Source organism: Rugosibacter aromaticivorans (assembly GCF_000934545.1).
Classification (GTDB): Bacteria; Pseudomonadota; Gammaproteobacteria; order Burkholderiales; family Rhodocyclaceae; genus Rugosibacter; species Rugosibacter aromaticivorans.
Genome location: NZ_CP010554.1, coordinates 769,623 through 795,020 on the forward strand (window position 1 = coordinate 769,623; position 25,398 = coordinate 795,020).

Here is a 25,398-nt window from a genome sequence, read left to right on the forward strand (position 1 = left end):
TCGCAAAAGTCGGCGCTGGTGATACGCCGATTACACGACGATGTGACCTGCCAATAGTGGCTAGGATATGTGCTAGGATGTTTTGTCTAGGTGATCATTTCCCCGCGCAGGCTGTTCGGGCGTGTTGCAGTGATGCGGACATCAATCAGCCGCCCTAAAAAGCTGTCATCGCCAGCGAAATTAACGACGCGATTATTTTCAGTACGTCCTGCGAGTTCTTGCGCATTTTTTCGAGCGTGTCTCTCTACCAGAATACGCTGCACACTACCTACCATCGCCTCGCTTTGAGTCATGGCTTGGAGCCCGATCTTTTTTTGGAGGCGCATCAACCGGCCTGCCTTCACATCCTGAGGTGTGAGATCGCTCATTGCGGCAGCTGGTGTTCCCGGACGCGCGCTATAAAGGAAGGAGAAGCTGTTGTCAAAGTTGAGCTCCTCAATCAGTTGCATTGTTTTCTCAAAGTCTTCGTCTGTTTCCCCAGGGAAGCCGACAATGAAGTCGGACGAGAGCGAAAGGTTGGGGCGTGCAGATTTTAGTTTGCGCACCAGTGATTTATATTCAAGCACGGTGTACCCCCGCTTCATTGCTGACAATATACGGTCTGACCCTGATTGGACGGGCAAATGTAAATGGGAGACCAACTTGGGTACCGTGCGGTAAACGTCAATCAGCCGCTGTGTTACCTCGCGCGGGTGCGACGTTGTGAAACGGATGCGTTGGAGCCCTTCAATTTCAGCGATGGTTTCAATAAGAAACGCCAGATCGGCTGTGTCACCATCATCCATTGGGCCGCGGTACGCATTAACATTTTGCCCCAGCAATGTAATTTCGCTGACACCTTGTGCGACGAGGCCGGAAATTTCAGCTAAAACATCGGCGAATGGCCGCGAAATTTCTTCTCCTCGTGTGTAAGGCACGACACAAAAAGTGCAGTATTTCGAGCAGCCCTCCATGATCGAAACCAAAGCAGAAGCGCCCTTTGTTTTAGCCGCAGGCAAGCGATCGAATTTTTCAATTTCGGGAAACGTAATGTCAACCTGCGGCCGCCCCGTTGCGCGGCGTGCAGCAATCATTTGCGGTAAACGATGCAGTGTTTGTGGTCCAAAGACAACATCAACATAAGGCGCACGATGGACAATTGTCTCGCCTTCCTGGCTGGCGACGCAGCCACCTACGCCAATAATGAGATTTGGATTGAGTTTTTTCAGATACTGGACACGGCCTAGATCGTGAAACACTTTCTCTTGTGCTTTCTCGCGAACAGAGCAAGTATTGAAGAGAAGAATATCTGCCTCTTCAGGGTTGTCCGTTCGAGTTGAGCCCTCTGCGCCAGCGAGGACGTCGGCCATTTTGTTGGAATCATATTCATTCATCTGGCAGCCAAAGGTGCGTATGAATACTTTCTTGGTCATTACTTGAGGGCCAAATAAAAAAGATTGTTAATTATAGAGCAGCTATAACCGTGCTCCTTTGCTACTATTGCGCCCATGAAAACTGCAGTTATTCTTCTTTCGGGTGGCCTGGATTCGGCAACGGTGCTGGCGTTGGCGAGCCAGCAAGGCTTCGCCTGCTATTGTTTATCGCTCGATTATGGGCAACGTAGCAGCTCTGAGCTGCTCGCTGCGGGGCGAGTGGCAAAGGCTTTAGGTGCCGTAGCGCATCGGGTACTCAAGCTAGACTTAGGGCAGCTGGGTGGCTCGGCGTTGACGGATGCTTCGATTGCCGTGCCGATAGATGGCGTACGCCCTGGTGTGCCCGTTACGTATGTTCCGGCGCGTAACACGATCATGCTCTCGCTTGCATTGTCATGGGCAGAAGTCTTGGGTTCCCGAGATATTTTTGTCGGAGTCAATGCCATTGATTATTCTGGTTATCCTGATTGCCGCCCCGAGTTTATTCGTGCTTTTGAAACCTTAGCCAATTTGGCGACCAAAGCGGCAGTAGAGGGGGCGGTGCTAACAGTTCATGCGCCGTTGATATCCATGAGCAAGGCGCAAATTATTAAGAAAGGCATGCAGTTAGGGGTAGATTACGGACTGACTGTATCGTGTTACCAAGCTGACGAAGCTGGCCGCGCATGTGGTGTATGCGACTCCTGTCGGCTAAGGAAAGAAGGGTTTTATTCTGCCCAACTGGTTGATCCAACAAGTTATTACGAAAAGAAACCCTGAGTCTCCAGCGGTGAGCTCACGAGCGGTTCGGCGGACAGTGTCTGTGCGATCTGTACTTTGGATAAAACTCGTTTGACACTTCCCCTGCGGATTGATTAGAATGCACGGCTGTCCGTAAAGCGCCTGTTTATTTGGGTCAAACTCATAGGGCGCTCGCTGGCTTATTAATGCAAGTAAAGAGCAAGTAAGGGAAAAGAATGAAAACATTTTCTGCCAAACCGCATGAGGTGCAGCCTGACTGGTTCGTCATTGATGCGGCGGATAAGGTGCTTGGCCGCTTGGCCGCTGAAATCGCACGTCGTTTGCGTGGCAAGCACAAGGCGATTTATACCCCGCACGTTGATACTGGTGACTACATCGTCGTCGTCAATGTTGAGAAGCTTCGCGTGACGGGTAATAAGGCGCAGGATAAAAAATATTTCCGGCATACCGGGTATCCGGGCGGAATTTATGAGACTAACTTCAACAAGCTGCAACAACGTTTTCCTGACCGCGTGCTTGAAAAAGCGGTCAAGGGTATGCTGCCAAAGGGCCCCTTAGGCTATGCCATGCTGAAGAAGATGAAATGTTATGCGGGAGCAGACCATCCGCATACCGCACAGCAACCTAAGTCGCTTGATATTTAAGCGCTGGAAAATCAAGGAGTCCCAATGGCAGTTACTCAATACTATGGCACTGGTCGTCGGAAGACAGCTATTGCGCGCGTTTTTCTCCGTGCCGGAAGCGGTAAGTTCGTCGTAAACGATAAACCGGTCGATGTATTTTTTTCGCGTGAAACAGGCCGCATGGTTGTCCGTCAGCCACTCGAGTTGACGCAACATGCTACAACCTTCGACATTCTAGTGAATGTCACAGGTGGCGGTGAGTCTGGTCAAGCAGGTGCGGTGCGGCATGGTATTACGCGTGCTTTGATTGAATACGATGCAACCCTTAAGCCTGCGCTGTCCAGTGCTGGTTTTGTTACCCGCGATGCGCGTGAAGTTGAGCGGAAAAAAGTTGGTTTCCGCAAGGCTCGCCGTCGTAAGCAGTTCTCGAAGCGTTAAGCTTCGTGGAATGGGGAAAGCCGCTTTCGGGCGGCTTTTTTGTTTCTGCTGGTTTGCTTAAGAGTTACCATCCTTCCTTTACGAATTTTGGGAGCTAAGTATGATCAAGGTAGGTATTGTTGGTGGTACAGGGTATACAGGGGTTGAGCTTTTGCGGCTGCTTGCTCAGCACCCAGAGGTTGAGCTATTGGCAATTACTTCACGAGGAGAAGCGGGAACTCCGGTAGCCGAGATGTTTACCAGTCTGCGCGGGTCAGTCGATCTGGAGTTTAGTGACCCGAAGGATGCGCCACTGGCGGCCTGTGACATTGTTTTCTTTGCCACACCTAATGGTATTGCCATGCAACAGGCCGCACAGTTGCTTAATGCCGGCGTCAGGGTGGTCGATCTGGCGGCTGATTTTCGCATTCAAAATATTACTGAATGGGAGAAATGGTATGGCATGAAGCACGTCAGCCCTGCACTGGTAGCCGAGGCTGTTTACGGACTGCCCGAAGTGAATCGATCCGCTATTCGGCACGCCAGACTGGTTGCAAATCCTGGCTGTTATCCTACCGCAACCCAGCTTGGGTTTTTACCTTTAGTTGAATCGGAGTGTGTCGATTTGAGCTCCTTAATCGCTGACGCTAAGTCGGGCGTTTCCGGTGCTGGCCGCAAAGCCGAAACTTCGTCGTTATTTTCTGAGGTGGCCGATAATTTCAAGGCTTATGGCGTTTCTGGCCACCGTCATTTGCCTGAAATTCAACAGGGTCTCTCGCGTGCGGCAGGTGGGCCTGTGGGGCTAACTTTTGTTCCACATTTGGCCCCGATGATTCGTGGTATTCATGCAACTCTCTATGCGCGGATTACTCGTGAAGTTGATTTTCAGCAGTTATTTGAAAGCCGCTACGCTGATGAGCCTTTTGTTGACGTGTTACCGCCAAAATCACACCCTGAAACTCGATCCGTGCGAGCGGCTAATATTTGCCGGATTGCGATTCACCGCCCACAGGAAGGCAATGTACTGGTTGTGCTTTCGGTAATCGACAATCTCGTCAAGGGTGCTGCAGGTCAAGCAGTACAAAACATGAATATCATGTTTGGGTTTGATGAATGCACAGGCCTGTCACACATTCCTGTATTTCCGTAATGACTCGGCGGTGGCGTACCCGCTTTGGCATTACAGCGCATCGCGTTGCAATAAAGGCAGCGCGCTCAATAACCAACCTTTAGGGCGCATTGATACGTTATTGGTGCAGGAACAATAGTAGCTGGAGATATCTGTTTTACGGTTGGGCTACGTATAGATGAAACAGTTAAAGGGAATATTTTTGGGTCCCTGAGCCAGGTAACAACGCTAGTCATTCGTGAGCAAGCGCATGTTGAGGGAGAGGTAGTAGTGCCTCATTTGGTGACTAACGGAACGATCATCAGTCCAGTGAAAGTGGCTGGTTTTGTTGAACTTCAGCTCAAAGCGCGGGTTACAGATGATGTTGAATATGAGATGATCGAAATACATCCTGGCGCTGTTATTCAGTGCCACTTGACTGATCAAGAGGGACTTAACAAGGCAAGACTGTTGAATTAAAATTAGCCTCAGGTGCAAAATAGGGCTACTTGAAATTATTAGCAATGCACGCATATGCTATCCTTGGCGTATGTTTTATAGGAGAACACCATGAATGCAGTGACAGAAATGCCCGCGCCATTTAACTTTACGGACAACGCGGCGAAAAAAGTCAAAGAATTGATTGATGAAGAAGGTAATCCAGAGTTGAAATTGCGTGTTTTTGTCTCTGGCGGTGGTTGCTCAGGGTTTCAGTACGGGTTTACCTTCGATGAAGTCGTCAATGATGACGATACCGCACTCAATAAAGATGGCGTGACGCTTCTTATTGACCCCATGAGCTATCAATACTTAGTCGGTGCTGAAATTGATTACAGCGAAGGTCTGGAAGGTTCGCAGTTTGTGATCAAAAACCCGAATGCAACGAGTACGTGCGGGTGCGGTTCTTCTTTCTCGCTCTGATACTCCGATAGTTTGATCAGGAGTGGATGTCTATCCGCCCCATTGGTGATGACACTTAGGCGGGATAGATTGCACCAAGGATGCGCGGCCCGTGAGCGCCGGTAACGGCAGGCAAGTTTCCTGGTTGCCTTGAGATGGCGCGCCACGCTAACCAGGCAAAGGCTACGGCCTCGACCCAATCGGGCGGTTGCCCCAAAAAGTCGGTGCTGGCAATACGGCAATGGGGAAGGTGATGTTGTAAGCGAGCCATTAATGTCGCGTTATGAACCCCGCCACCACAGACGAAAACTTCATCCGGATGGCCGCACCACTGCTGGATGGCTTGTGCCGAGATAAGTGCTGTAAGCTCCGCTAATGTGGCTTGAACATCTTCTGGACGTTCACCACCGTCGAGAAACTGGGAAAGCCAGGGCATATTGAAGCCGTCTCGTCCGCAGCTTTTAGGGGGTGGCGAATGGAAAAATTTATCCGCCATCAACTTTTCGAGCAGGGATGGGGAAATCACCCCTTGACTAGCCCAGCTACCCCCCTTGTCGTACTGAATTCCTTGTATGGCATCAATCCATGCATCCATCAACACATTACCCGGCCCACAGTCGAAGCCCTGAATCGGTTTTTCAGGATTGAGATCGGTCAGATTGGCAAAACCACCTATGTTTAGAATGACGCGATGTCGGCTTGATGAACTAAAAACCTCGGCATGAAAAGCAGGAACTAGTGGCGCACCCTGTCCCCCAGCGGCGATATCACGGCTACGAAAATCAGCAACAACGGTAATTTTAATTAGCTCGGCGAGTAGGGCCGGATTGTTCAGCTGTAAGCTATACCCAGCGTTAGGTTGATGCCTAACGGTTTGGCCGTGACAGCCAATAGCGGTCACTTGCTCCGGGGAAATGTGTGCTTTTGCAAGTACATTCTCGACTGCGTGTGCATAAAGTTGCGCTAAGTCGTTAGCCAGAAGTGCCGCTATATGAAGCTCATTACTTCCCGCCGACTGAAGCCGTAATGCTTGATCGCGTAATGGGGTTGGATAGGGTAGCCAGACTGTGGCGAGTGTTTGTGGTGTGCCAGAAGAAAAATCGACAAGCACTGCATCAACACCATCAAGGCTCGTGCCTGACATTAGCCCTATAAAAAGTTGCACAACCTTCCCCTCGCTTTTTTAGTCGGACTGTGCAAGATCAAACTGTTGTAGCAAGTCGAGGCTGGCAAAATAGCCTGCGGTTAGGTTTTTAAAGTTAGCCTTTTGCGCAGTGCTTAACGGCTGCGCATCTGAAAAAATGACCTCCAGCGGGTTTTTATGAACATCATTAATGCGGAACTCATAGTGCAGATGTGGTCCGCTAGCTAACCCGGTGGCACCGACATACGCGATGACATCCCCTTGGTTTACGCGACTACCTTGTCGTATTCCCGGGGCAAAACCTGAAAGATGCCCATACAGCGTTGTGTAGTTATTTTTATGGCGAACAATAACGGCATTCCCGTAGCCTCCTTTGCGCCCTAAAAACTCAATGGTGCCATCCCCAGTACTTTTGACATGCGTGCCCACAGGAGCCCCGTAATCAATTCCCTTATGGGCTCTCCATTTATTTAACACAGGGTGAAAGCGTGACTCCGTAAAACCTGAAGTGACTCGGGAGACCTCCAAGGGAGATCGCAAAAAGTCTTTGTGAATGCTTTTTCCTTCTGCCGTGTAGTAATCGCCGCGTCCTTCATCAGTCGAGGATGAAAACCAGGCTGCGCGATAAATCTCTCCATTATTTAGAAACTCGGCAGCAAGGATTCGCCCGGTTTTAACAGGGCGACCGAGGTAGGTGAATACTTCATAAACGACTGAAAATCTATCGCCTTTACGTAGACCGCGTTGAAAATCGATATCGCCGCTGAATATATTGGTCAGTTGAAGTGCAATCTTTTCGGGAATTTCCACTTCATCGCTTGCGCCAAAAAGCGAGTGGCGTATTTCAGCCGTTTTCGTCACAATCTGCTTTTCTAGCGGTAAGCGTTTTTCATTTGTGGTAAAGAAATCACTTTGGCGCTCAATGACAAGAAATCGATCAGAGTCAGAAACAAGCGGAAAGATCAACGATTGTAAGTCACCCAAAGACGAAATGCTGGCTACTACATTCTTGCGCGGGTTCAATTGTTTTGAAATGAGTTGAGAGGGATAGTCAGTACGTAGAAAACTCAAAGCCGAAGCATCGTGAACCATTAAACGCTGCAGGATGGAGGCCAGCGTATCCCCCTGCTGAATTCGAGTTTCATAAAGCAGATTATTTTGAGGCGGGTCTAAGAGGCTTACCACAGGCGTGAGCGCTTCACTGGTCGGTCGTTGGCTGAAGTGGCTTGATGGGGGTGGATTGATGGTTGCAAAAGCGACAACCATACTAAACAAGCCAAACAACCCAGCCAGGACCGTGATGGATGACCGTCGGGCGCTAGCAGGTAGGCCAGAGGTAAGTTGCGATAGAATTTCGGTGTCTATTTTTTGCACTTTCCAAAGAACTGATTGTGATTGAGCTATGATCAATTTTACCAGTTTATCAATACCAGCCTTTACGCTACCATTAAAAAACTATTCCATGATTGATATTGAATCTCAACTTGCGCACATCAAACATGGTGCCCACGAGCTGTTGATTGAGTCCGAGCTTGTCGAGAAACTCAAAGGCAACCGTCCCTTGCGCATCAAGGCCGGCTTTGATCCGACAGCTGCAGACCTTCATTTGGGCCATACGGTACTAATCAACAAGTTGCGCCATTTTCAAGAGATGGGCCATCACGTTATGTTTCTCATTGGGGATTTTACTGGCATGATCGGTGATCCAACGGGAAAAAATACCACGCGACCACCATTGACTCGTGACCAAATCTTAGCGAATGCGCAAACTTATCGTGAGCAGGTTTTCAAGATTCTTGATCCCGACAAAACTGAAGTATGTTTCAATTCAAAATGGTTTGATTCTCTCGGTGCCGGGGGGCTCATTCAGATGGCCGCAAGGTATACGGTGGCTCGCATGCTGGAGCGGGATGATTTTTCAAAGCGTTATGCTGCCGGGCAGCCTATAGCAATTCACGAATTTCTTTATCCACTCTGCCAGGGCTACGATTCTGTTGCAATGCGAGCTGACGTTGAACTGGGTGGGGCTGACCAGAAATTTAATTTACTAGTGGGGCGAGAACTTCAAAAGCACTATGGGCAATCTCCCCAATGTGTTTTGATGATGCCTTTGCTGGAAGGCTTGGATGGCGCGAATAAAATGTCTAAGTCTTTGGGTAACTATATTGGTATCACTGAGTCCCCGCAAGAAATATTCGGAAAGCTGATGTCCATATCAGATACCTTGATGTGGCGGTACTTTACGCTGATTTCCTTTATGGGAAGTAATGAGATTACACGTTTAAAGAGTGAAGTAGACTCTGGACGAAACCCACGGGATGCAAAAGTAATGCTTGCACAGGAAATCGTTACCCGGTTTTACTCAGCTAAGGAGGCAGAAAAGGCTTTAGAAGATTTTGAGGCCCGTTTTCAAAAAGGAGCATTGCCAGACAATATGCCGGAACTCAGTATTGCGGGAGGGCCTATCGCGCAAGTGCTTAAAGGTGCTGGATTAACGCAGAGTACGTCTGACGCGTTACGAATGATCGATGGTGGTGGTGTAAGACTTAATGGCGAAAAGGTCAATGATCGAAATTCTGTATTAAATCCAGGCCAAACCATCGTGCTGCAGGTAGGGAAGCGAAAGTTTGCGCGGGTAAATCTTGTTTAGAAATCAGATGTTATTTAGAACCTGAAAGATAAATGGCAATTTTTTCCTAAACCCCCTTTACAAGGTAAAGCGCTGCACCTATAATCTTGTTTCTCTGCTGGATGTAGAGAAGGCCTGGAAGCCCTGGAAACGGGGGTGAGGCAAAGATCTTTAAAAACCAAACAACCGATAGGTGTAGGTGCTTGCCGAGCTGGTGGTGGGAACAGGCAATCGGACTGAAATCGAAGGTCTGAAAGCGGATGAAGCTCCCCGTTAAAGGGGGGATTTGATCACGTTCTGTACGGTTTCTGCCGTGCAGAATCTGTTACTGCTGGAAGCTGAAAGTAATAAAGCAAGCACTTACACGAAGAAACAAGGAATCAGCTGCAATCAAATGCAACGCTGATTCTCGCAGATTCGTTTGAGAGCGCTAAGTAAGTAAGACAACAAGCAAGATTAAACTGAAGAGTTTGATCCTGGCTCAGATTGAACGCTGGCGGAATGCTTTACACATGCAAGTCGAACGGCAGCACGGGAGCTTGCTCCTGGTGGCGAGTGGCGAACGGGTGAGTAATGTATCGGAACGTACCCCGTCGTGGGGGATAACTCTCCGAAAGGAGAGCTAATACCGCATACGACCCGAGGGTGAAAGCGGGGGACCTGGGGTAACCTGGGCCTCGCGCGATGGGAGCGGCCGATATCGGATTAGCTAGTTGGTGGGGTAAAGGCCTACCAAGGCGACGATCCGTAGCGGGTCTGAGAGGACGACCCGCCACACTGGAACTGAGACACGGTCCAGACTCCTACGGGAGGCAGCAGTGGGGAATTTTGGACAATGGGCGCAAGCCTGATCCAGCCATTCCGCGTGAGTGAAGAAGGCCTTCGGGTTGTAAAGCTCTTTCAGCAGGAACGAAACGGTGGGTCTTAATACGGCCTGCTAATGACGGTACCTGCAGAAGAAGCACCGGCTAACTACGTGCCAGCAGCCGCGGTAATACGTAGGGTGCGAGCGTTAATCGGAATTACTGGGCGTAAAGCGTGCGCAGGCGGCGACATAAGACAGATGTGAAATCCCCGGGCTCAACCTGGGAACGGCGTTTGTGACTGTGTGGCTAGAGTGTAGCAGAGGGGGGTGGAATTCCACGTGTAGCAGTGAAATGCGTAGAGATGTGGAGGAACACCGATGGCGAAGGCAGCCCCCTGGGTTAACACTGACGCTCATGCACGAAAGCGTGGGGAGCAAACAGGATTAGATACCCTGGTAGTCCACGCCCTAAACGATGCCAACTAGGTGTTGGGGGAGGAGACTTCCTTAGTACCGTAGCTAACGCGTGAAGTTGGCCGCCTGGGGAGTACGGTCGCAAGATTAAAACTCAAAGGAATTGACGGGGACCCGCACAAGCGGTGGATGATGTGGATTAATTCGATGCAACGCGAAAAACCTTACCTACCCTTGACATGTCCGGAATCCCGAAGAGATTTGGGAGTGCTCGAAAGAGAGCCGGAACACAGGTGCTGCATGGCTGTCGTCAGCTCGTGTCGTGAGATGTTGGGTTAAGTCCCGCAACGAGCGCAACCCTTATCATTAGTTGCCATCATTGAGTTGGGCACTCTAATGAGACTGCCGGTGACAAACCGGAGGAAGGTGGGGATGACGTCAAGTCCTCATGGCCCTTATGGGTAGGGCTTCACACGTCATACAATGGTCGGTACAGAGGGTTGCCAACCCGCGAGGGGGAGCTAATCTCACAAAGCCGATCGTAGTCCGGATCGCAGTCTGCAACTCGACTGCGTGAAGTCGGAATCGCTAGTAATCGTGGATCAGCATGTCACGGTGAATACGTTCCCGGGTCTTGTACACACCGCCCGTCACACCATGGGAGTGGGTTCCACCAGAAGTAGGTAGTCTAACCGCGCACCGGCGTAAGTTGGCGTGCGGAGGGCGCTTACCACGGTGGGGTTCATGACTGGGGTGAAGTCGTAACAAGGTAGCCGTAGGGGAACCTGCGGCTGGATCACCTCCTTTCTAGAGCAAAGGCTGGGTGAGCACCTACAACCTATCGGTTGTTTAAGCCAGACAGCGGGTCTGTAGCTCAGCGGGTTAGAGCACCGTCTTGATAAGGCGGGGGTCGTTGGTTCGAGCCCAACCAGACCCACCATGGGTCTGCGATAACCGGCGCATGGCGGCGTTGTCGCATGGCTTGCCTGCGAAAAGTCGGCGGCGGGGCCCTCCGCCTTGACTCGCTTGATTCTCGCAGACCAATGTAGCCGCAACGGGGCGATGGCTTTTTGCAAGTAGTACAAGGCGCGAGGGAGCGCCGCATAGCAGCGCTATGCAAGCGACCGAGCAACGCAGTAATACGCCGCAAAAAGGGGGATTAGCTCAGCTGGGAGAGCACCTGCTTTGCAAGCAGGGGGTCGTCGGTTCGATCCCGTCATCCTCCACCATCGCTGGTGTTTGGCGTTAGTCGGCAGCACCGCAGTCGGCAGCACTAGGGGAACGAGTGGAGGCGGCCTGCGGCGATGACTGCCTCTGTCTGTTAGATGATGTGCAATGAGTGAAGGTTAAAGCGTTAGCCCTCAGCCATTGCTCATTATGTGAGTAAGCGGTTGTTCGATCTTTAAAAATTCGGAAGAAGTAAAAGTAAATGGATGTGTCATTCTGGAAGGGATGGCACATGGGTTGTGACTGTATTTTTGCATCGTTCTGTTCCCGATTCTTTGAACCGGCGTTGGGAATGGAAAAAAGAAGCCTATTGGTTACACCTATAGTGAATGGATTCCGGAATAATGGAGCTTAACGTTATAGGGTCAAGTGACTAAGTGCATGTGGTGGATGCCTTGGCGATTACAGGCGATGAAGGACGTGGTAGCCTGCGAAAAGCTTCGGGGAGCTGGCAAACAAGCTTTGATCCGGAGATATCCGAATGGGGAAACCCACTCTGCAAGGAGTAGCCACAGCTGAATACATAGGCTGTAGGCGGCGAACCTGGCGAACTGAAACATCTAAGTAGCCGGAGGAACAGAAATCAACCGAGATTCCCCAAGTAGTGGCGAGCGAACGGGGAGGAGCCTGCAAGAGATAACGCACTGGTTAGTGGAACAGTCTGGAAAGATTGGCCATAGTGGGTGATAGCCCCGTACGCGAAAACCAGCGCGCGAGACTAGGCTTGCGACAAGTAGGGCGGGACACGTGAAATCCTGTCTGAAGATGGGGGGACCATCCTCCAAGGCTAAATACTCGTAATCGACCGATAGTGAACCAGTACCGTGAGGGAAAGGCGAAAAGAACCCCGGGAGGGGAGTGAAATAGATCCTGAAACCGCATGCATACAAACAGTGGGAGCGGACTTGTTCCGTGACTGCGTACCTTTTGTATAATGGGTCAGCGACTTACGTTCAGTAGCCAGCTTAACCGCATAGGGGAGGCGTAGCGAAAGCGAGTCTGATAAGGGCGTAAGAGTGAAAACTCGAGTTGCTGGGCGTAGACCCGAAACCAGATGATCTACCCATGGCCAGGATGAAGGTGCGGTAACACGCACTGGAGGTCCGAACCCACTAATGTTGAAAAATTAGGGGATGAGCTGTGGGTAGGGGTGAAAGGCTAAACAAATCTGGAAATAGCTGGTTCTCCCCGAAAGCTATTTAGGTAGCGCCTCATGTATCACTGCCGGGGGTAGAGCACTGTAATGGTTGGAGGGGTCATTGCGATCTACTTCGCCATAGCAAACTCCGAATACCGGCAAGTGCGAGCATGGGAGACAGACGGTGGGTGCTAACGTCCATCGTCAAGAGGGAAACAACCCAGACCGCCAGCTAAGGTCCCCAAGTCATGGTTAAGTGGAAAACGAGGTGGGAAGGCATAGACAGTCAGGAAGTTGGCTTAGAAGCAGCCATCCTTCAAAGAAAGCGTAATAGCTCACTGATCGAGTCGTCCTGCGCGGAAGATGTAACGGGGCTCAAACCATGCACCGAAGCTGCGGATGTGCACCTGATTCAAGCGGCTTGTTGGAGCGCTTGAGCGGTAGTAAAGGCTAACCTGGCGCACGCCAGGTTAAGCGCCGACAGGCGCGGCCGGAACTAAAGCGTCCCTCACCGATCGAGGTCGGTGATAAGGGGATGAGCGATTCAAGACAGGCAGCTTGAATCAGGTGCACATGGTAGGGGAGCGTTCTGTAGGTCTGCGAAGGTGTCTTGTAAAGGATGCTGGAGATATCAGAAGTGCGAATGCTGACATGAGTAGCGATAAAGGGTGTGAAAAGCACCCTCGCCGAAAGCCCAAGGTTTCCTGCGCAACGTTCATCGGCGCAGGGTGAGTCGGCCCCTAAGGCGAGGCCGAAAGGCGTAGTCGATGGGAAACGGGTCAATATTCCCGTACCGGTCACAGATGCGATGGGGGGACGGAGAAGGTTAGCTCGGCCGGGTGTTGGACGTCCCGGTTTAAGCGTGTAGGTGTGCCTGCCAGGCAAATCCGGTGGGCTTAACTGAGGCGTGATGACGAGGATCTTCGGATCTGAAGTGAGTGATACCCTGCTTCCAGGAAAAGCCTCTAAGCTTCAGTCTGTGAACGACCGTACCGCAAACCGACACAGGTGGGCAGGATGAAAATTCCAAGGCGCTTGAGAGAACTCAGGAGAAGGAACTCGGCAAATTGATACCGTAACTTCGGGAGAAGGTATGCCCCGGTAGCGTGTAGTCCCTCGCGGACGAAGCGTGATGGGGCCGCAGAGAATCGGTGGCTGCGACTGTTTAATAAAAACACAGCACTCTGCAAAGGCGAAAGCCGACGTATAGGGTGTGACGCCTGCCCGGTGCTGGAAGGTTAAGTGATGGGGTGCAAGCTCTTGATCGAAGCCCCAGTAAACGGCGGCCGTAACTATAACGGTCCTAAGGTAGCGAAATTCCTTGTCGGGTAAGTTCCGACCTGCACGAATGGCGTAACGATGGCCACACTGTCTCCTCCTGAGACTCAGCGAAGTTGAAATGTTTGTGAAGATGCAATCTACCCGCGGCTAGACGGAAAGACCCCATGAACCTTTACTGCAGCTTTGCATTGGACTTTGACGGGACCTGTGTAGGATAGGTGGGAGGCTGTGAGACGTGGTCGCCAGATCGCGTGGAGCCACCCTTGAAATACCACCCTGGTGTCGTTGAGGTTCTAACCTTGGTCCGTGAATCCGGATCGGGGACCGTGCATGGCAGGCAGTTTGACTGGGGCGGTCTCCTCCCAAAGCGTAACGGAGGAGTACGAAGGTCTTCTAAGCACGGTCGGACATCGTGCGCATAGTGCAATGGCAAAAGAAGGCTTGACTGCGAGACCCACAAGTCGAGCAGGTGCGAAAGCAGGTCATAGTGATCCGGTGGTTCTGTATGGAAGGGCCATCGCTCAACGGATAAAAGGTACTCTGGGGATAACAGGCTGATTCCGCCCAAGAGTTCATATCGACGGCGGAGTTTGGCACCTCGATGTCGGCTCATCACATCCTGGGGCTGTAGTCGGTCCCAAGGGTATGGCTGTTCGCCATTTAAAGTGGTACGTGAGCTGGGTTTAAAACGTCGTGAGACAGTTTGGTCCCTATCTGCCGTGGGCGCTGGATATTTGAGGGGGGCTGCTCCTAGTACGAGAGGACCGGAGTGGACGAACCTCTGGTGTACCGGTTGTGACGCCAGTCGCATCGCCGGGTAGCTAAGTTCGGAAGAGATAACCGCTGAAAGCATCTAAGCGGGAAACTCGCCTCAAGATAAGATATCCCGGGGATTCAATCCCCCTGAAGGGTCGTCCCAGACCAGGACGTTGATAGGCGGGGTGTGGAAGCGCAGCAATGCGTTAAGCTAACCCGTACTAATTGCCCGTGAGGCTTGACCCTATAACAGTAAGTTTCAGCACTGCTGGAGTTCCTGTGCGGTCAATCGCGCAGGTGTGTAGCCAATATTTACAATGACAACCTTACCTGACTGCAGTTGAAAGCCCTACTGGTTCAACTGTACGAAAACTTGCTTCTTTACTTCTTCCGAACCATGTGTGCCGGGCCAAAAATTAGGTCAACTCCCGGCGCACCCCCTTCAAGTCTGGTGTCCATAGCGAGGTGGAACCACCCCTTCCCTTCCCGAACAGGACCGTGAAACGCCTCTGCGCCAATGATATTGCACTTCACCGTGTGAGAAAGTAGGTCAACGCCAGACTCCCCCATCTACATACCCCCTCAAGCTTACAAACTTGAGGGGGTTTTTTTATGGGTAATAGACGCGCTTGGGAGAGAGGAAATAACGTAAACTCTACTGTTGTATTTTCTTAAGACTTGGGAGAATAGCGCTGAGTTTTGTCTGCGGGTATTCGTTCGAAGTCCCCCTGGTAAATTTTAACTACTTAGTGTTAGCGTGCCGTCAATATCACATTTACTCTTACCAGCAATCTTAGGCTCTCTATACCTAACGCTATGGAGTGAAGCGGGCTCCGTCGCTGGTAAAGCTTTTTTTCTTGTCCATGTTGGGTTATTTATACTTTGGCAGCCTTTTGTGCGCAAAGGCCATCGAATTACACTCACGTCGGCAGTACTGGGTCTGGTGTTGCTTGCTACAACGCTGATATGGCTCGATGGGTGGGTAATCGTGGTATGGATCATTATTCTGATCTCCATCATCGGGGGCAAGGTTCCACTTTTCGGGGACCATAAATTACGCTTGGCTAACCTATATTGCTTTGCATCGTTAGTGCTGACACTGCTTTTGATTGCTGTTCCATCTGCTGTTCCAATCGCAAAACTGCCGGAGGGGCTAATTTGGCTGGGGCATGCAGGTACGCTAGCGCCCATCTTGCTGATGATCCCATTGCTTAAACCAGGTGATTTAGGTCGAGAGGATAATATAGTTGATTTCATCAACAGCCTAATAGCCATGTTGATTCTGACTGTGCTTGTTTTTGGTAGTTTGGTTTTAATGTTGCTGGTAGGTAGCTCATACATAAAGGCATTACTTCAGTCGATAATCATTATTGCAGTTGTGCTTTTGATGCTAGGTTGGGCATGGGATCCTCGAGCTGGATTTGCTGGGCTAGGAAATTTATTTTCACGTTATTTAATGTCAATTGGACTCCCCCTGGATCAGTGGTTGGCAATGCTGACTGATCTAACTCATCAAGAAGATGATCCGGAAATATTTCTTGAAAAGGCGTGTAGCAATATGTCGCAACATTTACCCTGGGTGTTTGGGATTAAATGGGAAACCGACATGGGGCCAGGTCAGTATGGCGTTACAGATGGGTATTGCGCTGTATTCAAATACGAAGAGCTAACGCTGCATCTTTATACGAAATATCAGCTCACAACAACACTAATGTTTCATTTCAGCTTGCCAACTAGATTGCTCCTGAAATTTTATAGTGATAAAAAAAGGGATGCAGCACTCAAGCAATTGTCTTATATGCAGGCAATATATGAGACTGGCGCCAGGCTGACACATGATGTTAAAAATATTCTACAAACCTTGAATGCGCTATGTGTCGCGGTAAACGAACCACAGGCAGAATCTTCTCATGCCTATCAAGCGCTTTTGCGTCGTCAATTACCGGCAATATCAGACAGATTGACAGAAACCATTAATAAGCTAAAAACTCCGCAAGAAAATAAAAGACTCAAGATTTCATCTGCGCAGCAGTGGGTAAAAAATTTTGAGCAAAGAGTTTCAAGAAGAGACTGGATATCTATTGATGCACTAGGGGTAAATGGAGATTTGCCAGAGGATCTTTTTTCAAGTGTGGCTGAAAATTTAATTCAAAATGCTGAGGAAAAATATCATCGAGAACCTGGGCTTCAGGTAAAAGTCAAGATATCAACAAGTGCAAAAAGGACTGTACTGGAGATAAGTGACAATGGGTCAAGAATTGGAGAGGACACTCTAAAGTATTTGTTCTCCAGGCCAGTTCGTTCTAGTAAAGGCCTGGGTGTAGGTCTGTTTCAGGCAGCTCAGTATGCTGAGACTATGGGATATAAGCTGATGCTTTCTGAAAATCAGTTGGGTCGAGTTTCTTTTCTTCTCACACCCGGCACCCATTATCGTGGTTAGGTTTAAAGAAAAGTCACGACAACTCAATACTGCTCAAGAAGCCCGAGGGATTAGATGTTGCAGTAGGTCGAGGTTTTTGCTGGGCTAATGTAGGGATTGGCCGTAAATGATTTTTCGGCCTATTAGGCTATAGATATCCACGTTTCCCTTTCCTTTGAGAGGGGTGGTTTTTGGCCCATCAAAATCGAATGTTCTAGCTAGTCTTCGATAGGTCGTTGCATCGCACTGAATCATGCCGGATAACCCCTCAGAGGTTATCCGGCTAGCGATGTTGACGGTGTCGCCCCAAAGATCATAAATAAATTTCTTTTTGCCGACCACGCCAGCGATTAGTGGGCCTGTGCCGATACCAATGCGTATTCCAAGGTCAAGCGGGTTGATGCTGCGGTTTTGACTCAGGGTAGCGTTCATTTCAATTGCCATGTCTGCGATTGCGTGCGCGTAGTCTGGGCAATTGTTATCAAGTCCGCCGGCAATCATATAAGCATCACCAATCGTTTTAATTTTCTCTAGACCATATTTTTCAGCTAGCTCGTCGAAGGCTGAAAATATTTGATTAAGCGTTGTAAATACCTGATTAGGCGACAAGCTGGCGGCCAGTTGAGTAAAGTTGACGATATCAGCGAACATGAGCCTATCCGAATTTTTGTGTGTAAGGCATATTCATCAGTTCGAGAAAGGAACGAGATATGCCCGAGCAACAAACGAAACCCAAGAAGCTGAGCATGGTTCAGCAATCCATTGAGGATGCGCGCAACGCGCCTGCGTTTACGCCCGAGATGCAGGCACAGCTGGACACACTGGTCAGCGCACCGATGACCGGCAGCGAGGTCAACGACCTCACCGCACGCCTGAAACGCGCGATCATCGAGCGCGCGCTGGCTGCTGAGATGAGCCTGCATCTGGGCTACGCACCCGGCGAAGACAAGCCCGCAGGCGTTGCCAACCATCGCAACGGCAGCAGCGGCAAGACGCTCCTCACCGACACCGGCCCGCTCAGGATCGACATCCCGCGCGACCGCAGCGGCGCGTTCGAACCCCTGATCGTCCCCAAGCATGGCCGCCGCTACGAAGGCTTTGATGACTTGATCCTGTCGATGTATGCACGCGGCATGAGCACGCGCGACATCCGCGCGCACCTGACCGAGATGTATCACGTCGAGGTGTCGCCGGATTTCATCAGCACCGTGACCGATGAAGTCATGGCCGAAGTCTCTGCCTGGCAGGCCCGACCGCTGGAGCCGATGTACCCCGTGATCTTCTTCGACGCGTTGCGGGTCAAGATCCGCGACGACGGCCTGGTCAGGAACAAGGCGGTCTATCTTGCGCTGGGCATCCTGCCCGACGGCAGCCGCGACATTCTCGGGCTGTGGATCGAACACACCGAAGGGGCCAAGTTCTGGCTCAAGGTCTTCAACGACTTGAAGACGCGCGGCGTGGAGGACGTGCTGATCGCCGTTTCCGATGGTCTGAAAGGGATTCCAGAGGCGCTTGCTGCGGCGTATCCGGAAGCCGTCCTGCAAACCTGCATCGTGCACTTGATCCGCAACAGCCTGGACTATGCCAGTTGGAAGGATCGCAAAGCCGTCGCAGCGGCGCTGCGTCCGATCTACACCGCGACGAGCGCAGACGCCGCAGAAGTCGCGCTGACGGCGTTCGCGCAATCCGAATGGGGAACGAAACTGCCGCATGTCGCTGCGGCCTGGCGGCGTGCATGGGACTACGTGACGCCATTCTTTGCGTTCCCGCCCGAGATTCGGCGGGTGATTTACACCACCAATGCCATCGAATCGGTCAACGCGCGCATCCGCAAGGCGATCAAGACACGCGGGCATTTCCCCAACGACGAGGCGGCGACCAAGCTGATCTGGCTGGCGCTGAGAAACATCACCAAGGAATGGGCAATGCCGGTGTTTCACTGGAAAGCCGCGATGGTGCAATTCGCCATCCAGTTCGGGGATCGCTTTACGAAACGTGTCGCGTAAAATCAGGCAGCAATCAATGAAACATCAACCGCCTTGCACACAAAATTCAGGACACTCCCGCGAACATGACCGTGACGTCAGCAAAACCATCGGCGATTGTCTGATTAGTGTTTCTCAAACGATCGGCTACAGGTGCTGGCAATATGTTTAACAGCAAATTTTCCGCTCGTTCTTGTTCGAACATCAACTGCGCATAGGTTTCTTCCAGTCTTTTTTGCATTTTGCGTTTTTCCAATATTGAATAACGCAACAACAAATAAATACTCGCGGCTACAGCGATAAAGTTAATGGCAAAAAATATTAAGCTTGTGCGAATGGGAATGATGTCAGTTTTAGCTGAAAAAAGTGGGTCGGCTAAATAGTAATCCATTGCGCCAGAGATTGCGGTCAAAGCGGCCCACGCAATAAACCAACCAACAGATTGACTCGCTCCGATACACAACAGCGCGCCGATTGGCGCAATCAGTGCCCACAAAATGACACCGCTTGAGGATATGAAGTTACCTATTGCCCACTGGGTAACAAATGGAAGAAAGAGGAAAACACCCAGCTGAGTCACACGGAAAAAATCGAAATTACGGGTCTTGATATACAGCAGCATATTGCAGGTTAAAATTAATTGAAACAGCAAAGGAAGCGTTGTCGAGAACGACTTTCCAAGCGCAGAGTAAATCATGGGCCACAGCATCGCTGTCATGGTGAATAGACCCGTGGCAAGCATCAATAGCGACTTATTGAGGCGAACTTCTTCACTGTCATCCGAGGTGATGCCTGCATTGAGCAGCTGGCTGACAAAGCTAGGAGGAGGTTTTTCGGATGACATAGAAGAGGCGCTACAGCTACAGATAGACACTTGGAATAGGATAAGGAAAGGCATTGAATTATGGAAACTTTGGCTGGCAGCTAATCCAATTTGATTATATAGCTAGAGCCACTGCATTTTTCCTTGATCCTCAACTAAGAATGGTGTTCAATGAGCTGCTATGGATGATGAGACAAAATATCAAATCGAGACAGTTGCCTTAGCGCATTATCTTCCTGAGCAATCTGATCCGGCAATTAATCGCTATGTTTTTGCTTACGTAATACGTTTGCTTAACATTGGCAATGTGGCTGCACAGCTTATTTCACGACATTGGATCATTACGGATTCAGGTGGTCATGTGCAAGAGATACGTGGTTTGGGTGTTGTCGGAAATCAGCCCATACTCAACCCAGGTGAGAGTTTTGAATACACAAGCGGATGTCAGCTAGCGACCCCTGTTGGCACAATGCGCGGGACCTATCAAATGACGGCGGAAGATGGGGTGCAATTTGATGCGCCTGTTGCTGAATTTTTATTATCCATGCCCCGCATGCTTCACTGAATCTCTTTATGCACCGAGCCATTTCAGTTTTGTGATTTCTATTTTCTGAATTGCTGGCATTGTGCTTTTCGTATTTGCCACACCATGCGGGTGCTGAGGAGCGCAGTGAGTATGACCCAGTAAATTAGCGGTTTTCTGATATCCGCTTTGACCATCCAAGTGTAGTGCAGCACGGCAAGAGCGCCGCAGAGGTAAACCATGCGGTGCAGTTGTTGCCACCGGCGCCCGCCAAGTTTGCGTATTGCTCGCGCATTGGATGTTGCGGCCAAAGGTATTAGCAGGAGAAACGTTGTCATTCCTACTGTGATGAATGGGCGTTTAAATATATCTTTGCCAATGGCTAGCCAGTCAAAAAACTGGTCAAACCAAAGATAGGTTGTCAGGTGCAGGCTGGCATAGAAAAAAGCAAACAGGCCCAGCATGCGCCGAACGATAAGTGGCCATGTCCAGCCGGCATAGTGTCGTAGTGGTGTGGCTGCTAGTGTAATCAGCAAAAAATTTAGCGCCCAAGTGCCCAGTCCGCGAGTGACCGCTTCAATCGGATTTGCGCCGAGATTGTCTGTTTGAATTCCCCACGCATACCAACCTAGCGGTGCCAAGCTGGCAGTAAAGACAAACAACTTCAACCCATTCAGCTTCAACCCATGCGGCCTCAAAAGTATTTCCTCAAATCCAATCCGGTGTACAGCTGCGCGACTTGATCTGCATACCCATTAAAGGGCAAGGTTTTTCGTTTGAAAAACTCACCAATGCGGCGTTCAGTTGCCTGACTCCATCGCGGATGGTCTACAGTGGGATTAACGTTTGAATAAAAGCCATATTCACTGGGGGCGGATTTCATCCAGGTTGTGCGCGGCTGGCTATCGGTGAGGCGAATCTTGACAATCGACTTACCGCTTTTGAAGCCATATTTCCAAGGAACCACAAGTCGCAATGGGGCACCATTCTGGTTTGGCAAGACGTCCCCATACAGTCCTGCCGCCATGATGGTCAATGGGTGAAGGGCTTCATCCAGACGCAAGCCTTCGGTATAAGGCCAATCCAGAACGCCACGGCGTATGCCAGGCATGGTATCGGGCTGCACTGCCGTGATGAACTCAACATATTTTGCGCTGCCCAAGGGCTCGACTTGTTTCAGTAAACTCACTAACGGAAAGCCGAGCCAAGGGATCACCATGCTCCATCCTTCAACGCAACGCAGGCGATAGATCCGTTCTTCCAGCGGAGCGAGTTTAAGAATCTCTTCCATGCCCATCGTTTTTGGTTTTTTTACCAAGCCTTCAATCGAGACGGTCCAAGGCTTGACACGCAGGGTGTGCGCATACTCTGCCGGGTCTTCTTTGTTAGTCCCAAACTCGTAAAAATTGTTGTAGCTAGTGACATTTTTTAGCGACGTGGGCGCCTCAGTCGTTGAAAAAACACTGGCTTTGCCGGGACCAAGCCTGGCTTGGGCTTCCGGAAGAAATCCGGCAATGGCTATCCCAGCAGAGAGTCGTAAAAATTCGCGGCGACGTGTGTAAAGCGCGTGCGAGGTAATTTCAGAAGGCACGATATGGTTTTTTTGCAGAATGCGCATCAGAGTTTTCTCCGTCAAATAATCACCAGACTCACTGAGTAGACGCAAAATTCAGCGATGCCTTACAAAATAATTCTGATCGATACAAATGCTGCAAATTAAGCCGGTAATTGAATATTATTGCCGTATCACCAGCGCAGACTTTTTGAGTAAAGCCGATTAGTATCGTCGCCATGTGCACGCTATAAGCGCTTGACGCCGATAAGGCCAGACCGCTAGAATACCTGATCTTTTTACTCAGCTATTTTGGAGTGTGCCATGGATACCCGGAAAAAAATTCACGCGCTTGTGACCAGTAGTCCCATCGTGTTGTTCATGAAAGGTACGCCGCAGTTTCCGCAGTGTGGTTTTTCTTCGCGTGCGATACAAATTCTTAACGCGTGTGGCGTGAAAAATATGGTCACGGTGGATGTGTTAGCCGATCCAGAGATACGTCAAGGCGTTAAAGATTACGCGAATTGGCCGACGGTTCCCCAGCTATACATCGCAGGTGAATTCATGGGTGGAAGCGACATCATGACGGAAATGTACGAGGCGGGTGATCTGCAGAAATGTATTGATCTTTTAGCCAGTGCCCACTGATTAAAGCCTGGGATGCTTTGAGGCCCGCTAGAGCGATGCAAGCCGTTGGTTTGCATCGGCTAGGCGGCCGGCAATGACATCAAGAAAACCTTGGTAGCAGTGCATTCGACAGGCGTTCGAACTGTGCTGTAATGCCTGTGACGGGATAGTAACCACCCGCGCAGTCGTTGTTGCGACAACGTCGGCACCGCGCTCATGGCGTCCTTTTTGAATGATCGCCATTTCGCCAAAGCATTCACCGGTATGCAGTGTGACCAGGTGCCGTTTATTTTTTTCTACACTCAGTTCGCCTTCCAGCAAAAAAGCAAAAAAATCGCCGGGTTCGCCATCTTTCATGATGACAGTGCGTGGCGCAATCTCCCTCCAGCGTGAAAAGCGTACGACTTCCCAAAGCTCAACATCTGAGAATTCAGCAAAGAACGGCAGGGTGCGAAGTGTTTCAAATTTTTCGCTGTCGGGAAAGGAAGAATGTTCCGCTGACAGCTGTGTATTGCGGAATGATTGTGCAAGGTCATGGGAAAACTCCTCCCATGTTTGATAGCGCGTTGCCAACTCTTTTTGCATGGCACGCTTGATAACCGCTTCAAGGCCTGGTGGGATATCCGCGCGAAACATGGAGGGCGGGGGTGGTTCGGTATTGCATATCTGGTAGATCATGCCGAAGTGAGAAGAAGCCTCAAACGGGAGCCTTCCTGTCAGCAATTGGTACATCACGACGCCCAGAGAATAAATATCAGTCTGCTGGGTTAATGGTTGATCGCGCAGTTGCTGTGGCGACATGTAAGCCGGTGAACCTACCCCGGAAACCTGTGTTTGCTCGCCACCACTGATCAGCGCGGCACCAAAGTCAGAAATTTTGATGTCGCCAGTGGATGTAGCAGCAGATGCAGCTTCAGAGTCGCCCCCATTTTTCTGGGCAAGCAGGATATTGGCCGGTTTAATGTCGCGATGGGTAATGCCGGCGCGATAGGCGTAGTTGAGTGCACGTGTGCATTTGAAGATAATTTCTACCACGCGATCAATGGGCAACAAATCGCCGGGTTTGCAAAATACCTCTAATGTGCTGCCGGGTACGTATTCCATGACGATGTAGCTCTGCTCTTCATCGAGTACCGCATCAAAAATCTGCACAATATGTGGGTGCTGGAGCCGGCCGGCTAAGGAAGCTTCGGTCAGAAGCAATCGCCGATACTGCTGCCCTCGTTCTTTATCGCGCAATACATCGGGGGAAATCAGCTTGATGGCTACATCGCGCGAGCTGAAAGCATCGTAGCCCAAATAAACAATAGAGGTCGTACCTTCGCCCAACTTGCCGCGTATCTCGTACTTGCCAATGCGCTCAGGCTGTTTCATTGTCTCAAAGTCGGGCATGCGCGCGGAGAATGGCGGCGCGCACTTGTGCGGGGGCCGTACCGCCACGATGATCGCGTGCAGCGAGCGAGCCGGCAATGGTTAAGACATCAAACACGTCGGCATCCACGAGGGGTGAAAAAGTACGTAATTCATCTAAACCAAGTGCTGCCAGATCACAACCACGACTTTCACAGGTTCGCACGGCACGAGCAACCACTTCATGGGCATCACGAAAGGGGAGCCCCTTCTTCACCAGGTAATCGGCCAGGTCGGTTGCCGTTGCATAGCCTTGGCGAAGTGCCGCCGCCATGGCTTCAGATTTGACGCGAATGCCGGGTACCATTTCAGCGAAAATGCGCAGGGTGTCGACGAGGGTGTCGGCTGTGTCGAAGAGCGGCTCTTTGTCTTCCTGGTTGTCTTTGTTGTATGCCAGTGGTTGCGCTTTCATCAGCGTGAGTAGCGCCATGAGATGGCCGTAGACGCGACCTGTTTTCCCTCGTGCAAGCTCGGGCACATCCGGGTTTTTTTTCTGCGGCATGATGGAAGAGCCGGTGCAAAAACGATCCGGCAGATCGATAAAGCCTAATCGCGGGCTCATCCATAGCACGAGCTCTTCTGAGAGTCGAGAAATATGGGTCATCGCAAGTGCGGCGGCAGCGCAGAATTCGATCGCAAAGTCGCGATCAGATACAGCATCCAGGGAGTTCTCACAAATCGTCTCAAACCCCAGTTCGCGGGCAACAGTTTCACGATCAATGGGGAAGGTGGTTCCTGCGAGTGCTGCGGCGCCTAGCGGCAGACGATTAACGCGGCGACGGCAATCAGTGAAGCGCTCGCGGTCGCGTTGGAACATTTCGAAATACGCCAGTAAGTGGTGACCAAAGGTCACCGGTTGTGCGACTTGCAAGTGGGTAAAGCCAGGCAGCGGGGTATCGCTATGCGATTCGGCTAGCGTGAGCAGTGCCTTTTGCAGCTCGCGCAGCAAGCCATCAATATCATCAATCGCATCGCGTAGCCAAAGGCGAATATCGGTGGCTACCTGATCATTCCGTGAGCGGCCGGTGTGCAGACGCTTGCCTGCATCGCCGATGAGTGCGGTGAGGCGTTTTTCGATGTTGAGATGAACATCTTCATCGTCAAGATTCCAGTGAAACTGACCGCTATCGATTTCCTGGCAGATCAAAGCCATGCCACGCTCTATGGCAGCCAGATCGTCGGTTGTGATGATGCCTTGCTGCGATAACATCCGGGCATGCGCTAGCGAGCCGTGAATATCCTGACGCCACATCCGGCGATCGAAGAAAACTGAGGCAGTATAACGTTTGACCAGATCAGAGACAGGCTCGGAGAAACGGCCAGACCAGGCTTTGTCGGAAACGGGTTGTGTAGGTTCTGTCATAATCAGCGTGAGGCCATGTTGTGCAATGCAGTGCGCAAAAAGTGCGCTGTGTGCAACTGAAATTTAAAGTTAAAAATCCATTGGAGTACATGCGGAGTACA

Annotated in this window: 20 protein-coding genes, 2 tRNA genes and 3 rRNA genes; 16 read left to right on the forward strand and 9 right to left on the reverse strand. The window is 50.7% G+C overall.

Annotated elements, in window-relative coordinates; all coding sequences use genetic code 11:
* Positions 1 to 86 precede the first annotated feature (86 nt).
* Positions 87 to 1,412 carry a tRNA (N6-isopentenyl adenosine(37)-C2)-methylthiotransferase MiaB gene (gene miaB, locus PG1C_RS04010; protein ID WP_202636126.1) on the reverse strand — a complete coding sequence of 442 codons (1,326 nt, stop codon included), beginning with the start codon at positions 1,410 to 1,412 and terminating at the stop codon, positions 87 to 89.
* Between the two features lie 75 nt (positions 1,413 to 1,487).
* On the opposite strand from miaB, the gene queC reads away from it, so the two are divergent.
* From queC to erpA, 6 genes are all read left to right on the forward strand, one after another.
* Positions 1,488 to 2,171, forward strand: coding sequence for a 7-cyano-7-deazaguanine synthase QueC (gene queC / locus PG1C_RS04015; protein ID WP_202636127.1), 684 nt, complete (start codon positions 1,488 to 1,490; stop codon positions 2,169 to 2,171).
* A 197-nt stretch (positions 2,172 to 2,368) separates the two neighbouring features.
* A complete protein-coding gene (gene rplM, locus PG1C_RS04020; RefSeq protein WP_202636128.1) occupies positions 2,369 to 2,797 on the forward strand; it encodes a 50S ribosomal protein L13 in 429 nt (142 codons plus the stop codon).
* A gap of 24 nt (positions 2,798 to 2,821) precedes the next feature.
* Positions 2,822 to 3,214, forward strand: coding sequence for a 30S ribosomal protein S9 (gene rpsI, locus PG1C_RS04025; RefSeq protein WP_202636129.1), 393 nt, complete (start codon positions 2,822 to 2,824; stop codon positions 3,212 to 3,214).
* A gap of 100 nt (positions 3,215 to 3,314) precedes the next feature.
* Positions 3,315 to 4,343 carry an N-acetyl-gamma-glutamyl-phosphate reductase gene (gene argC / locus PG1C_RS04030; RefSeq protein ID WP_202636130.1) on the forward strand — a complete coding sequence of 343 codons (1,029 nt, stop codon included), beginning with the start codon at positions 3,315 to 3,317 and terminating at the stop codon, positions 4,341 to 4,343.
* Between the two features lie 99 nt (positions 4,344 to 4,442).
* On the forward strand, positions 4,443 to 4,781 hold the full coding sequence (locus PG1C_RS04035) for a bactofilin family protein (protein ID WP_202636916.1): 339 nt from the start codon (positions 4,443 to 4,445) through the stop codon (positions 4,779 to 4,781).
* A 90-nt stretch (positions 4,782 to 4,871) separates the two neighbouring features.
* The gene (erpA, locus tag PG1C_RS04040) at positions 4,872 to 5,222 is read left to right on the forward strand and encodes an iron-sulfur cluster insertion protein ErpA (protein ID WP_202636131.1); all 351 of its coding nucleotides are present in this window, start codon (positions 4,872 to 4,874) and stop codon (positions 5,220 to 5,222) included.
* Positions 5,223 to 5,277: 55 nt separating this feature from the next.
* Here the strand turns inward: erpA and PG1C_RS04045 are convergent, their stop codons facing one another.
* Positions 5,278 to 6,366, reverse strand: coding sequence for an anhydro-N-acetylmuramic acid kinase (locus tag PG1C_RS04045; RefSeq protein ID WP_202636132.1), 1,089 nt, complete (start codon positions 6,364 to 6,366; stop codon positions 5,278 to 5,280).
* Between the two features lie 18 nt (positions 6,367 to 6,384).
* A complete protein-coding gene (locus PG1C_RS04050) occupies positions 6,385 to 7,611 on the reverse strand; it encodes a M23 family metallopeptidase (RefSeq protein WP_202636133.1) in 1,227 nt (408 codons plus the stop codon).
* Between the two features lie 196 nt (positions 7,612 to 7,807).
* On the opposite strand from PG1C_RS04050, the gene tyrS reads away from it, so the two are divergent.
* The 7 genes from tyrS to PG1C_RS04085 all read left to right on the forward strand — a co-directional run bounded on the left by tyrS (position 7,808) and on the right by PG1C_RS04085 (position 17,035).
* Positions 7,808 to 8,995 carry a tyrosine--tRNA ligase gene (gene tyrS, locus PG1C_RS04055; RefSeq protein WP_202636917.1) on the forward strand — a complete coding sequence of 396 codons (1,188 nt, stop codon included), beginning with the start codon at positions 7,808 to 7,810 and terminating at the stop codon, positions 8,993 to 8,995.
* A 437-nt stretch (positions 8,996 to 9,432) separates the two neighbouring features.
* Positions 9,433 to 11,000: ribosomal RNA gene (locus tag PG1C_RS04060) — 16S ribosomal RNA — on the forward strand.
* A 56-nt stretch (positions 11,001 to 11,056) separates the two neighbouring features.
* Positions 11,057 to 11,133 (forward strand) — tRNA-Ile (locus PG1C_RS04065).
* Between the two features lie 213 nt (positions 11,134 to 11,346).
* Positions 11,347 to 11,422 (forward strand) — tRNA-Ala (locus PG1C_RS04070).
* Positions 11,423 to 11,783: 361 nt separating this feature from the next.
* A 23S ribosomal RNA gene (locus tag PG1C_RS04075) occupies positions 11,784 to 14,841 on the forward strand.
* Positions 14,842 to 15,042: 201 nt separating this feature from the next.
* Positions 15,043 to 15,157, forward strand: a 5S ribosomal RNA gene (rrf, locus tag PG1C_RS04080).
* The 16S, 23S and 5S rRNA genes sit together here with 2 tRNA genes alongside, the layout of an rRNA operon.
* A 333-nt stretch (positions 15,158 to 15,490) precedes the next feature.
* The gene (locus PG1C_RS04085) at positions 15,491 to 17,035 is read left to right on the forward strand and encodes an ATP-binding protein (RefSeq protein ID WP_202636134.1); all 1,545 of its coding nucleotides are present in this window, start codon (positions 15,491 to 15,493) and stop codon (positions 17,033 to 17,035) included.
* Between the two features lie 84 nt (positions 17,036 to 17,119).
* Here PG1C_RS04085 and PG1C_RS04090 read toward each other — a convergent pair whose 3' ends face one another.
* The gene (locus tag PG1C_RS04090; RefSeq protein ID WP_202636135.1) at positions 17,120 to 17,665 is read right to left on the reverse strand and encodes an adenylate/guanylate cyclase domain-containing protein; all 546 of its coding nucleotides are present in this window, start codon (positions 17,663 to 17,665) and stop codon (positions 17,120 to 17,122) included.
* Positions 17,666 to 17,814: 149 nt separating this feature from the next.
* On the opposite strand from PG1C_RS04090, the gene PG1C_RS04095 reads away from it, so the two are divergent.
* Complete coding sequence (locus PG1C_RS04095) at positions 17,815 to 19,020, forward strand: IS256 family transposase (protein WP_414629203.1); 1,206 nt, start codon at positions 17,815 to 17,817, stop codon at positions 19,018 to 19,020.
* A gap of 46 nt (positions 19,021 to 19,066) precedes the next feature.
* Here the strand turns inward: PG1C_RS04095 and PG1C_RS04100 are convergent, their stop codons facing one another.
* A complete protein-coding gene (locus tag PG1C_RS04100; RefSeq protein WP_202636136.1) occupies positions 19,067 to 19,843 on the reverse strand; it encodes a hypothetical protein in 777 nt (258 codons plus the stop codon).
* A 160-nt stretch (positions 19,844 to 20,003) separates the two neighbouring features.
* Here PG1C_RS04100 and apaG point away from each other — a divergent pair, with 160 nt between their 5' ends.
* A complete protein-coding gene (gene apaG, locus PG1C_RS04105; protein WP_202636137.1) occupies positions 20,004 to 20,387 on the forward strand; it encodes a Co2+/Mg2+ efflux protein ApaG in 384 nt (127 codons plus the stop codon).
* A gap of 38 nt (positions 20,388 to 20,425) precedes the next feature.
* Here the strand turns inward: apaG and PG1C_RS04110 are convergent, their stop codons facing one another.
* Together PG1C_RS04110 and msrP are read right to left on the reverse strand one after the other, a co-directional pair.
* Positions 20,426 to 21,043: a protein-methionine-sulfoxide reductase heme-binding subunit MsrQ gene (locus tag PG1C_RS04110; protein ID WP_237218288.1), complete on the reverse strand. Its 618-nt coding sequence runs from the start codon at positions 21,041 to 21,043 to the stop codon at positions 20,426 to 20,428.
* Positions 21,040 to 21,963 (reverse strand): protein-methionine-sulfoxide reductase catalytic subunit MsrP, encoded by a 924-nt coding sequence (gene msrP / locus PG1C_RS04115; RefSeq protein WP_202636138.1) that lies wholly within the window; start codon positions 21,961 to 21,963, stop codon positions 21,040 to 21,042. Before msrP ends, PG1C_RS04110 begins: the two co-directional genes overlap by 4 nt.
* Before the next feature lie 258 nt (positions 21,964 to 22,221).
* On the opposite strand from msrP, the gene grxD reads away from it, so the two are divergent.
* Positions 22,222 to 22,545, forward strand: coding sequence for a Grx4 family monothiol glutaredoxin (grxD, locus tag PG1C_RS04120; protein WP_202636139.1), 324 nt, complete (start codon positions 22,222 to 22,224; stop codon positions 22,543 to 22,545).
* Between the two features lie 27 nt (positions 22,546 to 22,572).
* Here grxD and PG1C_RS04125 read toward each other — a convergent pair whose 3' ends face one another.
* The gene (locus PG1C_RS04125) at positions 22,573 to 23,898 is read right to left on the reverse strand and encodes a serine/threonine-protein kinase (RefSeq protein ID WP_202636140.1); all 1,326 of its coding nucleotides are present in this window, start codon (positions 23,896 to 23,898) and stop codon (positions 22,573 to 22,575) included.
* Between the two features lie 4 nt (positions 23,899 to 23,902).
* Positions 23,903 to 25,297: an argininosuccinate lyase gene (gene argH / locus PG1C_RS04130; protein WP_202636141.1), complete on the reverse strand. Its 1,395-nt coding sequence runs from the start codon at positions 25,295 to 25,297 to the stop codon at positions 23,903 to 23,905.
* Between the last annotated feature and the right edge of the window lie 101 nt (positions 25,298 to 25,398).